At 72.2% G+C, this 12,969-nt stretch carries 14 protein-coding genes; 1 reads left to right on the forward strand and 13 read right to left on the reverse strand.

Annotated features, from left to right (window positions below; genetic code table 11):
• The 3 genes from ABD908_RS15485 to ABD908_RS15495 all read right to left on the reverse strand — a co-directional run.
• The coding region (locus tag ABD908_RS15485) for a CurL C-terminal domain-containing protein (protein WP_344997486.1) at window positions 1–258 on the reverse strand (258 nt) is incomplete at its 3' end.
• Between the two features lie 11 nt (window positions 259–269).
• Window positions 270–1,577, reverse strand: coding sequence for a beta-ketoacyl [acyl carrier protein] synthase domain-containing protein (locus ABD908_RS15490; RefSeq protein ID WP_344997487.1), 1,308 nt, complete (start codon window positions 1,575–1,577; stop codon window positions 270–272).
• Window positions 1,574–2,323, reverse strand: a complete 750-nt coding sequence (locus ABD908_RS15495) for a thioesterase II family protein (RefSeq protein WP_344997489.1) — start codon at window positions 2,321–2,323, stop codon at window positions 1,574–1,576. The genes ABD908_RS15490 and ABD908_RS15495 overlap by 4 nt, the downstream gene beginning before the upstream one ends.
• An 80-nt stretch (window positions 2,324–2,403) precedes the next feature.
• Here ABD908_RS15495 and ABD908_RS15500 point away from each other — a divergent pair, with 80 nt between their 5' ends.
• Complete coding sequence (locus ABD908_RS15500) at window positions 2,404–3,024, forward strand: GNAT family N-acetyltransferase (protein WP_344997491.1); 621 nt, start codon at window positions 2,404–2,406, stop codon at window positions 3,022–3,024.
• A gap of 78 nt (window positions 3,025–3,102) precedes the next feature.
• Here the strand turns inward: ABD908_RS15500 and ABD908_RS15505 are convergent, their stop codons facing one another.
• The 10 genes from ABD908_RS15505 to ABD908_RS15550 form a co-directional block, all read right to left on the reverse strand.
• Window positions 3,103–4,395, reverse strand: a complete 1,293-nt coding sequence (locus ABD908_RS15505) for a SidA/IucD/PvdA family monooxygenase (RefSeq protein WP_344997493.1) — start codon at window positions 4,393–4,395, stop codon at window positions 3,103–3,105.
• Window positions 4,396–4,606: 211 nt separating this feature from the next.
• The gene (locus ABD908_RS15510) at window positions 4,607–5,449 is read right to left on the reverse strand and encodes an ABC transporter permease (protein WP_344997495.1); all 843 of its coding nucleotides are present in this window, start codon (window positions 5,447–5,449) and stop codon (window positions 4,607–4,609) included.
• Window positions 5,446–6,225, reverse strand: a complete 780-nt coding sequence (locus tag ABD908_RS15515; RefSeq protein WP_344997496.1) for an ABC transporter permease — start codon at window positions 6,223–6,225, stop codon at window positions 5,446–5,448. The genes ABD908_RS15510 and ABD908_RS15515 overlap by 4 nt, the downstream gene beginning before the upstream one ends.
• 26 nt (window positions 6,226–6,251) lie before the next feature.
• Window positions 6,252–7,184, reverse strand: coding sequence for an ATP-binding cassette domain-containing protein (locus ABD908_RS15520; RefSeq protein ID WP_344997497.1), 933 nt, complete (start codon window positions 7,182–7,184; stop codon window positions 6,252–6,254).
• Between the two features lie 206 nt (window positions 7,185–7,390).
• Window positions 7,391–8,398, reverse strand: a complete 1,008-nt coding sequence (locus ABD908_RS15525) for a zinc-binding dehydrogenase (protein WP_344997499.1) — start codon at window positions 8,396–8,398, stop codon at window positions 7,391–7,393.
• 13 nt (window positions 8,399–8,411) lie between these two features.
• Window positions 8,412–9,560 carry a galactonate dehydratase gene (dgoD, locus tag ABD908_RS15530; protein ID WP_344997501.1) on the reverse strand — a complete coding sequence of 383 codons (1,149 nt, stop codon included), beginning with the start codon at window positions 9,558–9,560 and terminating at the stop codon, window positions 8,412–8,414.
• Window positions 9,557–10,195, reverse strand: coding sequence for a 2-dehydro-3-deoxy-6-phosphogalactonate aldolase (locus ABD908_RS15535; RefSeq protein ID WP_344997503.1), 639 nt, complete (start codon window positions 10,193–10,195; stop codon window positions 9,557–9,559). Before ABD908_RS15535 ends, dgoD begins: the two co-directional genes overlap by 4 nt.
• Window positions 10,192–11,169: a 2-dehydro-3-deoxygalactonokinase gene (locus ABD908_RS15540; protein ID WP_344997505.1), complete on the reverse strand. Its 978-nt coding sequence runs from the start codon at window positions 11,167–11,169 to the stop codon at window positions 10,192–10,194. The genes ABD908_RS15535 and ABD908_RS15540 overlap by 4 nt, the downstream gene beginning before the upstream one ends.
• Window positions 11,166–11,888 (reverse strand): SDR family oxidoreductase, encoded by a 723-nt coding sequence (locus ABD908_RS15545; RefSeq protein ID WP_344997507.1) that lies wholly within the window; start codon window positions 11,886–11,888, stop codon window positions 11,166–11,168. Before ABD908_RS15545 ends, ABD908_RS15540 begins: the two co-directional genes overlap by 4 nt.
• Window positions 11,885–12,937 (reverse strand): Ldh family oxidoreductase, encoded by a 1,053-nt coding sequence (locus tag ABD908_RS15550; protein WP_344997509.1) that lies wholly within the window; start codon window positions 12,935–12,937, stop codon window positions 11,885–11,887. Before ABD908_RS15550 ends, ABD908_RS15545 begins: the two co-directional genes overlap by 4 nt.
• Between the last annotated feature and the right edge of the window lie 32 nt (window positions 12,938–12,969).

Raw genomic sequence — 12,969 nt, forward strand, 5'->3', positions numbered from 1 at the left:
GCGCCAGCCGAGGCGACCCGCCGAGTAGCCGAAATACCACGCGGCGCGGAGGCCGGCGCGGTCGCGGGCGCGCACGAGGGCGCGGTGCCGACGGGTCTCGCGGACGGCCACCAGAGCCGCGGCGACGTCCTCGATCGCGACGCCGGCATGGGCGTCGAGGTAGCGCAGCAGGTCGCGGGCGCCGTGCGCGAGCAACTCCTCCGAGTCGGCAGACAGTGCGAAACCGACGGTGCCGTCGGGGAACACGGGTGCGTTCACGTCACTACTCCTCAGTGCGCGGACGCGGAGACGATCGCGTGCGCGTTGGACCCGGCCACACCAAAGGACGAGACGGCGGCGTACCGCCGGCCGGCCGCGGCACGGAACGGGTGGGGGGCGTCCGCGAGCCGCAACCGGCTCGCGGACCAGTCGAAACGCTCGGTCGGGTGCTCGGCGTGCAGGGTGGGCGCGACGGTGCCCGCTCCGGCGGCGAGCAGCACCTTGATCAAGCCGAGCACACCCGATGCCGCCTGCGTGTGCCCGGTGTTGGACTTGATCGACCCCAGCCAGCAGGTCTCGGGCCCGCGTCCGTAGACGGTGGCGAGCGCTTCCAACTCGGCCGGATCTCCCAGGGCGGTCCCCGTGCCGTGGCCCTCGACCAGCGCGATGTCGTCGGGATCCACCCCGGACGCCGCGGCCGTGTCGGCCACCAGTTCGCGCTGCGCGGCGGCGCTGGGCACGATGATCGGGCCGCCACCCCCGTTGTGGGACAGGCGGGTCGCGTGCACCACGCCCAGCACTCGGCGGCCGTGGCGCTCGGCGTGCGCGGCGGTCTCGACCACCAGCACGCCCGCGCCCTCGCCCCACACGGTGCCGCCGGCATCGGCCGAGTACGCACGCAGGTGGCCGTCGCGGGCGAGCCCGTTGGCCTTCGAGAACTCGTAGAACGCCGCGGCCGAACCCATCACACAGGCACCGCCGACCAGCGCCAGGTCGCAGTCGCCGGCGCGCAGCCCCTGGGCCGCGATGTGCAGCGCGGTGAGCGACGAGGCGCACGCGGCGTCGACGGTGAACGCCGGCCCGCGCAGGTGCAGCAGATGCGAGATCCGACCTGCGACGGCGCCGAGCGCCATGCCGGCGATGCGGTGGCCCGACAGCTCGTTGGCCTCCGCCCCGCGCGCGCCGTACTCCATCACCGACGCCCCGAGGTAACAGCCCGTGCGGGTGCCGGCGAGGGATGCGGGGTTGATGCCCGCGTGCTCGAGCGCGCGGTAGGCGACCCGGACGGCGACCCGCTGCTGCGGATCCATCGCGACGGCCTCGCGGGGGCTCACGCCGAAGTGCCGGTAGTCGAATTCGGCAGCGCCGTCGAGGAATCCGCCGCTGTCGGGCACCGTCTGCCACCCCTCGAGCGCGCCCAGGCCGAACAGGTCGGCCAGGTCCCAGCCGCGGTCCCGCGGCATGGGACCGAGCAACTCCTCGGAGTCCAGCAGTGCATCCCACAGCGCGTCGGGTGTCGCGATCCCGGCGGGCGCCTCGACACCCACGCCGGTGATCACTATGTCGTCGGGCGCGGAGCCGCGCTTCCGCGTGGTCATCGCGTCGCCCCGACGCCGACGGTGATCGCCGCCGCGACCCGGGGCAGCTGCTCGTTCAGGTAGAAGTGGCCGCCGGGGAACACCGTGACCTCGGCCTCGGCGGTGGTGTGGTCCTCCCAGCCGTGCAGGCGGCCGACGGGGACCGCGGGGTCCTCGCGCCCCCCGAGCACGGTGACGGGGGCGGCGACAGTGACGCCCGGCGCGCAGGTGTACGCGTCGAAAGCCGTGAAGTCCGCGCGCATCGCAGGCAGCGCCATTCGCATGATCGCGTCGCTGGCCAGCACCGACGCGTCGCTGCCGTTCAGCACGGCCATGTGCGCAAGCAGGCCCTCGTCGTCCGTGGGATGCTCGGGAAGCCCCGCGACCTCGCTGGGCGGCACGGCCGCCGAGACCACGAGACGCGCGACCCGGGTACCCGCGCGCTCGAGCAGGCGGGTGGCCTCGAACGCCACGAGTGCGCCCATGCTGTGCCCGAACAGGATCACCTCGCGACCGGCCGTCTCGGGAGCCAGCTCGGCGACCGCTCCCGCGGCGATGGCGGAGATCGATTCGAGCGCGGGCTCGGCCATGCGGTCCTGGCGGCCGGGATACTGGATCACGCGCACCTCGACGCTCTCCGAGAGGCCCTGGGAGAGCAGACGATAGGCCGAGGCGCCGCTGCCGGCGTGGGGCATGACGACGACGATGCGGCCGGAGTCCTCGGGCCCGGGGTGGAAACGGCGGACCCATCCGCGATTGACAGGCACGAGGAGCAACTCCTTCAGGCGAATAGGTTAACCTCGCCTTAGCAAGGCAATCCTACCCTAGCAGTCCCGGAGGTCCGTCTGTGAATCGCCCTGCGCACCCGCCCATCGTGCTTCCGCGCGAGGTGCCGGACACGTCCAGCGACATGAAAGTGGTCCCCGCACCGAATCTTCCAGAGCTACGGTCGGGCTTCTCGGTACGCCTCGTCGACCTCGATTCGAGTGACATCGACCGCGTCGCGGAGTGGATGTCGCGCCCCCACCTCCTGGAGACATGGGAGCAGGGCTGGAGCGTCGAGCGGTGGCGCGACGACGCCGCGGCGCGGCTCGCGGGCGACTACTCCCGGCCGCTGATCTTCGGGATCGACGGTGTCGAGGTGGGCTACGCCGAGATCTACCGCGTCGCCCGCGACGAGGTCGGGAAGGTGTACGACGTGCACCCCTACGACCTGGGCCTGCACATCGCCACCGGCGAGCCGGACTACGTCGGCCGCGGCCGGGCGTCCGCGTTCATCGGCGCGCTCACCGACGGTCTGCTGGCCGCCGACCCCGCCGCGCAGCGCGTGGTGGCCGATCCCGACGTCCGCAACGCCCGGATGCACGGCGCGCTACGCCGCAACGGCTTCGTCAACCGCGGCGACGTCGACGTGCGCCCGGGCCGCCGGATCGCGCTGTTCGTCGCGGAGCGCGCCACCCGCCCCTGACCACCATGTGCACCCTTCCGTCGGCCACCCCGCCCAACATGTGCACCCTTCCGTCGGCCGCGCACTCCGAGCGGTCGATCAGGTGGTGGCCGAGGCGGAGCGGGCGCCGGTAGCCCGGGCGCCGACGGTGCCGGCGCGCGCAGCCCCGGAGAGCACGCGGTCCGACAGCTCACCCAGGCACGACAGGTTGGCGAAACCCGGGCCCTGCGCCATACCGGCGAGGTTGGGCAGGAACAGCTTCGGCTCGAGCTCGCCCACCGAGAGGTCATAACCCACCGACTCCTCGATGCGGCTCACCGACGGCGGACCGCCGATCGCCAACTCGAGCCGGTCGGCGCAGCCCTGGTCGAGCAGACTCAGAAACCACAGCGGGTCGCCGCCGCGCGCATCGACCACCAGGTCGTACGCGGCGGGTGTCTGCGGATACCGACCGCCGCCCAGCGACAGCTCCAGCCCCGCGGTGGTCCGCAGGATGCGCATCACGCGCCCCCGGATGTGATGGATCCGGCTCTCGGCCAGCAGCGACTCCTGTACCCGCGTCGAGAACACACCGCGGTCGGTACGCCGGATCACGTCCCGCCGCTCCTCCTTCGACAGCAGCGCCCACCGCGTGGGATCGCTGTACAGGGCGTTCTCGAAGTAGCTCTCACCACGCGTGAAGATGGTGGGCGCGGGCGAGATCACGGACACCGCGAACACGTCGTGCCGCACCAGCTCGTCGAGCGCCGACGCCGCCGTCTCCCCACCGCCGATCACCGCGATACGTCCACCCCTCGGCAGGTCGCGCGCCGCAGCCCGCTCCCAGAACCGCGCCACCGACAGGACCGAGTCATCGTCGGACATGGCGTGATCGCTGCGCCCCGGTCCACTGATCAGCACAGCGTCGGCAGCAATCATCTCGCCACCGTCGGGCCGTGCGACGCCCACCTCCCAGCCGGAGTCGGTCGCGGTCAGGCGGTCGACGGTGCCGGCCACCACCCGCATTCCGGACTGCCGGCCGGCCCATTCGAGGTACGCCGCCCACTGCTCGTGCGGCGGCGACGGGCAGCCGCGGTCGACCCAGTCGGAGTAGACGCCCTGCGCGATCAGGAATCCCGTCCAGCTGACACCCAGCAGCCGCTGGTCGACGTCGCCGTTGCGCTCCCGCGCGATCCGGGTCCGGTACGGGTACCCGACGTCCTTGTGCGGGCTGGTACCCAGCCGGTGGGCACCGTCGGTCCATCCGCCCACCTTGCGCCAGTTCGCGGCGACGCCTCGCGGTTCGACGACGGTGACGTCCGGCGCGGCGACGCCCACCGCCCGGAGCGCGGACGCCTTGGCCGCCACGGCCACCGCCTTCGGGCCTGCGCCCACCACCACCAGAGACCTCATCGCGGTTCCTCCGCACCAGCCGGCGCGAACCCGGCGTCCTGAAGATCCGCCGCGGCAGGTGCCGCAGCGTCGGTCACGGCATCCGGCGACGGCGCGGTACCGGTCGCGCCGGCGCACGCCTGCGGCGCGACCTCGATCTCGACCGGCCCGCCGCTGTATCCATTCACCGGCCCGCCGCTGTATCGACTCACCGGCCCGCCGCTGTATCGACTCACCGGCCCGCCGCTGCCAGCCGGAAGCCGCGCACCGCCACCAGCCCTGCCGCCGCGACGATGCCCACCACCCACGCGAGGGTGGCCAGCAGCGGGACGGCAATGGGAGCGCCGGCCACATTCGGTCCGCTCGCCGCGCTCCCGGCGCCGCTCACAAGCCCGCGCATCGTGTCGATCGCGCAGCTCATCGGCTGCCACTGCACCACCGGCTGCAGCCAGCCCGGGTACTGGTCGAGCGGCACGAAGCCCGTGTTGAAGAACATCAGCAGCAATGACACACCCGCGAACGCCTGCAAGATCGCGTTGGCCGAGCCCACGGTGGCGACGGCGAGCATCGCCGTGCCGCACGCGACGGCGAACGCCAGCGGCACCAGGAACGCGCCGATCGCGGCCAGCAGGCCCTGCTGGAAGCGCAGCCCCATGCAGACGGCCAGGGCGATGAGCACCACGGTGCCGATCGCGGAGCGCAGGACGTCAGCGGCGAGGCGGCCGGTGAGGAAACCCGCCCGCGGGACGGGCAGCGTCCACTGCCGCGCGAGCCCGCCGCCGTCGCGCTCGGTGACCAGACCCATCCCCGCCGCAAGGCTGCCGTACAGCACACCGATCAGCGCGATCAGCGGGGCGTTCCGATAGACGCTCTCGCCCCCGCCCATGGCGGTCACCGTCTTGCCCAGCACCAGCTGGAACATCGCGAGCAAGAATGCGGGGAACACGACCGCCTGGATCGCGACGATCGGGTTGCGCGCCCACGAGCGCAGCAGAACGCCGGCCGCGACGGCCGTGTGCGTGGCGAGCCCCACCCGGCGCCGCGGAATCGCGGTCACCACAACCGAATCGGTCACCGTCGGGCCTCCCGCCGACCCGCCGCCACAATCACCAGGGCGCCCCCCACCAGCAGCACCGCGATCCACGCTGCCGCCGCGGCCACACGCACGGGTGAACCCTCCGCCAAGCCGCGCAGCGCGTCGGCCACCACGGACACCGGTTGGTACTCGACGAACGGCTGCACCCAGCCCGGGAACGCCGTCGCCGGGACGAGCCCGGTGGACAGCATCACCAGGACCAGCTGCGGGATCATCAACGTCTGTGCGACGCCGTCGGGGTTGGGCACCGCCGAGCCCAGCGCGTCGCACAGCATCGCCAGGCCCACCGTGAGGGCCACGACGGTCACCACGAAGGCCACGGTGTCCACCGCCGAGCCGTGGAACCGGAACCCGAACGCGGCGGCGATCGCGCACGCCGCCGCCGTCGAGATCAGCACGCGCAGGCCCGCCGCCACGATGCGCGCGGCCGCGGGGGCGACGCGCGGGATGGGCAGCGTGAGGAAGCGGTCGCGGGCGGCGCTGCGGGCGTCCGTCCCGGACACCTGCGCCGCGGTGATAGCGGTGAACAGGCCGCTCTGCAGCACGATCACGGGCAACAGGTACTGCGCATACCGGCCGCCGCCGGCCTCGAACGCGCGGTGCAGAGGCGTGTAGAAACACAGGAAGAAGCCGATCGGCGACAGCATCGCGAACACCAGGTCGCCCTCACGCAGCCCGGTCCGCAGTCCCCGTAGGGTGAGCGCCCACACGGCCGCGGGTGCCGCGACGCCGCGCCGGGGGGCCGACCTGGGCACGCGCGCTACGGTGGCGGCCGGCGCCGTCACGCGCTCGCCCCAGCGGGTGAGGTGAGCGACAGGAAGACTTCGTCGAGGCTCGGCTGGCGCAGTCCGGCGTCGTGGAAATCGATGCCCGCCAACGTATCCAGCACCTGGCGGAGGGTGTCGGCACCGTCGGGTGCGGGCACCCGCACGGTCGGGTGCGCGGCCTCGTCCACCGACACCGTCAACCCGGCCGCGCCGAGCAGCTGCTCGACTCGCGCGACATCGTCGGCGGTCACCAGCGTGACCTCGCAGACGGCGGCACCGGTCCTGCTCTTCAGCTCCGCGGGGGTGCCCTCGGCAAGCACGCGGCCGCCGCCCAGCATGACGATGTTCTCGGCGAGCTGGTCGGCCTCCTCCAGGTACTGCGTCGTGAGCAGCACGGTGATGCCCTCGGCGGACAGGTCGCGCACAGCGGACCACACCGCCTGCCGGCTGCGCGGGTCGAGGCCGGTGGTCGGCTCGTCGAGGAACAGCACCTGCGGGCGGGTGACCAGCGCGCACGCGATGTCGACCCGGCGCCGCTGGCCCCCGGACAACGCCCCGGTGCGGCGAGTCAGGAACTCCTCGAGCCCGTAAGCCCCCGCGAGCCGCTCGATCTGCGCCGCCACGTCCTTGCGGCCGAGGCCCGTGAGCCGGCCGAACATCGCGAGGTTCTCGCGGACGGTGAGCGCCTGGTCGAGCGAGGCGGTCTGCCCCGTCAGCGAGATCAGTTCGCGGACCCTTCCCGGCTCCCGCTCCACGTCGTGCCCGTCGATCGTCGCGCGGCCGCCGTCCGCGCGGATCAGCGTCGACAGGATGGAGACGGTGGTCGTCTTGCCGCTGCCGTTGGGCCCGAGCAGCCCGAGGATCCCGCCGCGCGGCACCGTCAGCGAGACCCCGTCGAGCGCGCGGAGATCGCCGAACTGCTTGACCAGGCCCTCGACCTCGATCATCGCACTCACTGCTCGCCGCGCGGTGCGGCGTCCGGGTCGGAACGCGGTGGGGTGTCCAGCGTGATGGTCATCGGTGCCTCCAGTAGTCAATAAACTGAGGCTAGGCTATGGTAATTGCACGGCGCCCGGCAACCCACCACGTGAAGTCGTCCCACGTCCGGCCCATCACCTGGCTGTGTCCGAAACATATCTCCTGACAACAGATTTCAGTCGTCGAACGCGACGACCACCTTCGCCGACATCCCGGAGTTCCGCGCCACCTCGAAGGCCCGGACCGCATCGGCGGCGGGTTCGACGTGGCTGATCACGGCGTCGAAGCTCGGGTGGGCGGCCAGCATCTCGATCGCATCATCGATCTCGCCCAGGAAGCGTTGCGAACCCAGGTACTGGATCTCCTTGGCGGTCATCGGGGCGAGATCGATCGGGAGCGGCCGGGCGGGTGGGTTGCCCACCTGGACCACCGTTCCGCCCACCCGCACCGCCCGCAGCGCGGTCTGGATGGCGGGCGCCGCGCCGGAGCACTCCAGGACGACGTCGAACGCACCGTCGTCCGGTGTCGTGCGGTCCATCCGGATCGTGGCCACCGCGCCCAGTTCGCGCGCGCGGTCGAGCGCGCTGTCCACGACGTCACCACAGGTCACCCTCGCGCCCGCGAGCACGGCGGCGTGCGCCGCCAGCAGCCCGATCGGGCCGCACCCCGAGACCAGGACGCGAGAACCGGCGCGCACGTCGGCGCGAGCCAACGCGTGCAGTCCGACCGCGAGCGGTTCGCTGAGGACCGCACGGAGGATCGGCAGCGCCGCGGGCAGCGTCCGCACCTGGTCACCGCGGGCCACGATGAGATCCGCCATCGCCCCCTGCTTGTGCGGCGTCGTCGACGCCGATCCGAGGTAGGTACCGCCGGGCCACATGTGGGCGCGGCCCGCGAGGGCGTCGACGGGGGCACCGAACACCGCGGGGTGGACGGTGACGGGCGTGCCCGCCGCCAGCATGCCCGACGGGTCGAGGTCGACGATCCCCGAGATCTCATGACCGGGAACCAGCGGCTCGTGGATGACGAAACTGCCGTTGGCGCCGTCGAAGTAGTAATGGATGTCCGAGCCGCAGATCCCGACGTAGGCGGGCTTGATCCGCACCTCGCCCTGCTCGGGCGTGGGAGGGGGCACGTCCTCGGAACGCAGGTCCCCCGCCGCGTGAATCGCGAGTCGCTTCACAGTAATTGCTCCTTCACCACTCGGCCACGGATCCATCGACGTGACGCCACACCGGGTTTCGCCAGCGGTGGCCGACCGCCGCCCGACTGCGCACGTATTCCTCATTGATCTCGATACCCAGGCCCGGTCCGTCGGGGATGGCGACGTAGCCGTCCTGGTAGGAGAAGACCGCCGGGTTCGAGATGTAGTCCAGGAGATCGTTGTTCGCGTTGTAGTGGATGCCCAGCGACTGCTCCTGGATGAACGCGGTATAGCAGACGGCGTCGAGCTGCAGGCACGCCGCGAGCGCGATCGGCCCCAGCGGGCAGTGGAAGGCGACCGCGATGTCGTACGCCTCGGCGGCGGTGGCGATCTTGCGGCACTCGGTGATGCCGCCCGCGTGCGAGGCGTCGGGTTGGATGATGTCGACGACCCCGGACGCGAACACCTCCTTGAAGTCCCAACGGCTGTAGAGGCGTTCGCCGAGGGCGATGGGAATCGACGTGTTCTCCAGGAGTGGTATCGCATCGCGCAGGTTCTCCGAGAGCACGGGCTCCTCGACGAACATGGGATGCAGCGGCTCGAGCTCGCGCAGCAACACCTTCGCGGTCGGCTTGGCCACCCGGCCGTGGAAGTCGATGCCGATCCCGAGATCGTCACCGAAGGTCTCCCGAATCGCGGCGACGTTGTCGACCACCCGGCGGACCGTGTCCCATTCCGACACGATCTGCGCTTCGGCGGTGCCGTTCATCTTGATCGCCGTGAAGCCGCGCTCGATCGCCCCGCCCACCGACGACACGAGGTCCGCGGGCTTGTCGCCGCCGACCCAGGAGTAGACGCGGATCCGATCCCGCAGGCGGCCGCCGAACAGCTGCGACACCGGCACGCCCAGGTGCTTGCCTACGATGTCCCACAGCGCCTGATCGAGGCCGGACATCGCGGACATGAGGATCGGTCCGCCGCGATAGAACCCGCCGCGGTACAGCACGGACCAGTGGTCCTCGATCAAGCGCGGATCCCGCCCAATCAGGTAGTCCGCGAGTTCATCGACCGCCGCCGCGACGGTGTGCGCTCGCCCCTCCACCACAGGCTCGCCCCAGCCGACCACACCGTCGTCGGTCTCCACGCGCACGAAGCACCACCGCGGGGGCACCAGGAACGTCTCGATCCGGCTGATCTTCATCCGACCGTCCTCCCGGTGTCGTTGCACGCGGTCGTCCATGCCTCGACGGCGCGGCGGGCGCGATCGGCGATCTCGGTGAGCGGATACTCCGGCCGATACAGCTCGGAGCCGAGCCCGAAGCCCGTGGCACCGGCCGCCAGCCAGCCGGCGAAGTCCGTGGGGGCCACCCCACCCACCGGGAGCAGCCCGGTGCCCGGGGGGAGGATGCTCCGCCAGGCCCGCAGCCCGGCGGTACCGACCTGCGGGGCGGGGAAGACCTTGAGCGCCGTAGCGCCGGCATCGAGCGCATCGAGGGCCTCCGACGGTGTCGCGACGCCCGGATAGGAGCCGAGCCCCAGCCGTACCGTCGCCGCGACCACGTCGCGTCGGTGGTTGGGCGACACCACGATCCGGCCGCCGGCCTGGTAGACCCGCTCGACGTCGGCCGGGCGCAGCACAGTGCCGGCCCCGACGAGCACCCCGGGCGGAAGTGCTTCGCGGGCCACCCGGATGGAGGTGAACGGATCCGGCGAGTTCAACGGGATCTCGATCACCCGTAGACCCGCGTCCGCCACCGCAGCGCACGCCGCCGCGGCGGCGTCCGGCGTGACGCCGCGCAGGATCCCGATGAGCCCTGTCGTCGGATACCCGCTCATGGATGCCTCCCGTCGACGAGTCCGTGGCTGCGCGCGATGCGCCACATGCCCAGCGCCGCGGCCTCGGGTGGCGCGGCCTCCACCGCTATTCCTTTGGCGGCAAACGCGATCCGATACTCCTCCAGGATCTCGGCGCGAGCCACGATCGTGATCGGCCGGCCGCAATATCGTCGGTGGATCTCGAGGCCACCGGACAACTCGTGGCCTATGACGATCCCGCACAGCAACGGATACGTTTCCGCAGGCGCGACGCTGCCCGCCAGCGGCAGCGTCCGCGCCGCGAACAGGTCGGCCAGCAGGCCGCCGCGGGACGACTCCGCGAGTTCGAGGCCCCGGGCGAACGCGGCCGTCGAGAACGACCCGCCGGCCCGGTCGGGACGCGCGGCGAAGGCCCGGAGGATGGTGTGCTCGGAGACGGCGGCGAGCACCTCGCCGGTCATGAATGTCGCGAACGATTCGACCCGGTTCCCCGTCAGGAGGACCCACTTGGAATGCGACCCGGGCAGGATGACGATGCGGTCCCGCTCGTCGGCGACCGCCATGAGCTGGGCCTCCTCGCCGCGGATGAGGCCGGGCACGTCGCCCCCCTGATGCAGGCCACGGACGAGGTACACGGTGTGGCCGCGGCCGGTACGGTGCTCCACGAGGTCGCGGCCGCCGTCGAGGCGACACGGCACCTCCCGGGTGGGCACCTCGAGCCATCCCGCGGACGACCCGATCATCCCGCCCAGCACCGTCGGAACCGAACCCGCGGCGACGCCGAGCGAGTCCAGGATCGACGCGAGCACCCGCTCGAATTCGGCGTGGCGCTCGGCGGCCGAGCCGGTCACCGATCCGACCCCGGCGGGCCGATCCACCTCCGCGAGGACCTCACCCGACGCACTCATCGCGTACGCGCGGCAGCTGGTGGTACCCCAGTCGACGGCGACCAGCGCCGCCTCGCCGGCCCGACACGTCGGCCCGCCGACCGTCACGGCGCACTCGACGGTGAGATCGCCAGTTCGTCGATGCGGACGTGCCGGGGGACCGCGGCGGCGAACGCGATCGCCTCGGCGACGTCCTCGGCCGTCAGCATCTGTGCCTGGGCACTCGTGTCGGGCACGTCGGGCCGCTGGTCGAGGAAGTCGGTCGCGATGTCGCCGGGCATCAGGTTCGTGGCCCTGATCCCGTCACCGTGGTGGCGGTCGTTGAGGTCCAGGACCAGTTCGCGCAGGCCGATCTTGCTCATCCGGTACGCGACTCCCGCGCCGGGGGACGGAAGTCGCGCCGCCCGGGACGAGACGACGATGATCTGGCCGAATCCCCTGCGCAGCATGGCCGGAAGCACGGCGGCCGTGCACTGGGCGACCGACGTAAGGTTCACCCTGATGATGTCGTCGAGCGCCTGGCGGTCGAGGTCGGGCCAGAACCGCCGCTTGGTGTTCAGGCCGGCCGACGCCACGAAGGTGGTGATCGGGCCGACGTCCGCCTCGATCCCGTCGACGACTGCGTCGATCGCCGCGCCGTCCGTCACGTCGAGCGGATACGCCACCGCGTGGCCGCCGGCGGACGTGACGCGATGCACCGCCGCGGAGAGGTGATCGGCCCGGCGACCCGACACCGCGACGGTCCACCCACCGGCCGCCAGCCGTACCGCCGCAGCGGCCCCGACACCCGACCCGCCGCCGGTGATCCAGGCGACGCGTCCACTCATCGGGCGGTCGCGGTTGTGGTGACCCGCAGGTGGGTGGCCCGCAGCGCGTCGTCGATGTGCGCGGGAATGGTGACATCGGCGCCGTTGGCGTCGTCGGTGATCTGCTCCGGGTCTCCCGGTGCGAGCACCCGATCGGTCCCCTTGGCGGGCCGTAGCCCGGTCAGGTCCGCGCGGAACGACGCCGCCCGGTCGAGCGCGGTCCGGTCACCGTGCAGCGTCTCCAGGTCGATCGCGATGAGTAGCGCGCCGGCCCCGATCTGCGAGCTGCGGTCGTTCCAGATGTCGACGCTCTCGTACGCGAAGTTCCCGCCGCCGCCCGCGCCGGCCAGCAGTTCGACGAGTACCGCTATCGCCGACCCCTTGTGGCCGCCGAACGGGATCAGCGCGCCCGCGACGGCGGCGTTCGCGTCGGTGGTGGGCACGCCGTCGTGATCGACGGCCCACCCCGCCGGTATCTCCCGGCCCGCCCCGGCCGCGTCGACCAGCTTCCCGTACGCGCCCGCGCTGGTGGCCATATCGGCCGTGACCGGCCGGCCGCCGGTCGGGAACGAGATCGACAGCGGATTGGTACCGATGAACTTGTCGGCGCTGCCGTGCGGTGCGACGGAGTTGCCGGTGGTCGACACCAGGATCCCGATCATCCCGTCGCGCGCGAGCTGATCCGTCCAGTAGGCACCCACGCCGTAGTGGGTGCCGCGCTGGACCGCGACGGTGGCGGTGCCGTACCGGCCGGCGAGGTCCCTGGCCTTGTCGACGGCCGCCTGCATGATCACCTGCCCGAACCCCGAGCCACCGTCGAGCACGGCGGTGGCGCCCACCTCGCGCGCCCACCGCAGCGACGCCCCGGCGACGATGCCGCCCGCCTCGACGGATTCGACGTACAGCGGGAGTCGGAGCAGCCCATGGGAGTGGATTCCGCGCGCGTCGGCGGACACCAGCGTCGCCGCGACGAACTCCGCCTCGTCCGGCGGCGCCCCCACCGCCGCCAACGACTCCGCGGCCAGCGCCTGCAGCTCCTCGCGTGGGTAGCGTCGGGTGTCTGTCGCCATCGGTCTCTCCTTCGTGCTTCGTGTCGGGTGTC

The sequence above is a fragment of the Tsukamurella soli genome (assembly GCF_039541155.1).
GTDB classification, from domain to species: domain Bacteria; phylum Actinomycetota; class Actinomycetes; order Mycobacteriales; family Mycobacteriaceae; genus Tsukamurella; species Tsukamurella soli.

Bases quoted from the DNA above. Each gene is read 5' to 3' on its own strand.
- ABD908_RS15505 (WP_344997493.1), bottom strand. From the start codon at position 4,395: ATGAGGTCTCTGGTGGTGGTGGGCGCAGGCCCGAAGGCGGTGGCCGTG.
- ABD908_RS15545 (WP_344997507.1), bottom strand. From the start codon at position 11,888: ATGAGTGGACGCGTCGCCTGGATCACCGGCGGCGGGTCGGGTGTCGGG.
- ABD908_RS15520 (WP_344997497.1), bottom strand. From the start codon at position 7,184: ATGATCGAGGTCGAGGGCCTGGTCAAGCAGTTCGGCGATCTCCGCGCG.
- ABD908_RS15550 (WP_344997509.1), bottom strand. From the start codon at position 12,937: ATGGCGACAGACACCCGACGCTACCCACGCGAGGAGCTGCAGGCGCTG.
- dgoD (WP_344997501.1), bottom strand. From the start codon at position 9,560: ATGAAGATCAGCCGGATCGAGACGTTCCTGGTGCCCCCGCGGTGGTGC.
- ABD908_RS15535 (WP_344997503.1), bottom strand. From the start codon at position 10,195: ATGAGCGGGTATCCGACGACAGGGCTCATCGGGATCCTGCGCGGCGTC.
- ABD908_RS15490 (WP_344997487.1), bottom strand. From the start codon at position 1,577: ATGACCACGCGGAAGCGCGGCTCCGCGCCCGACGACATAGTGATCACC.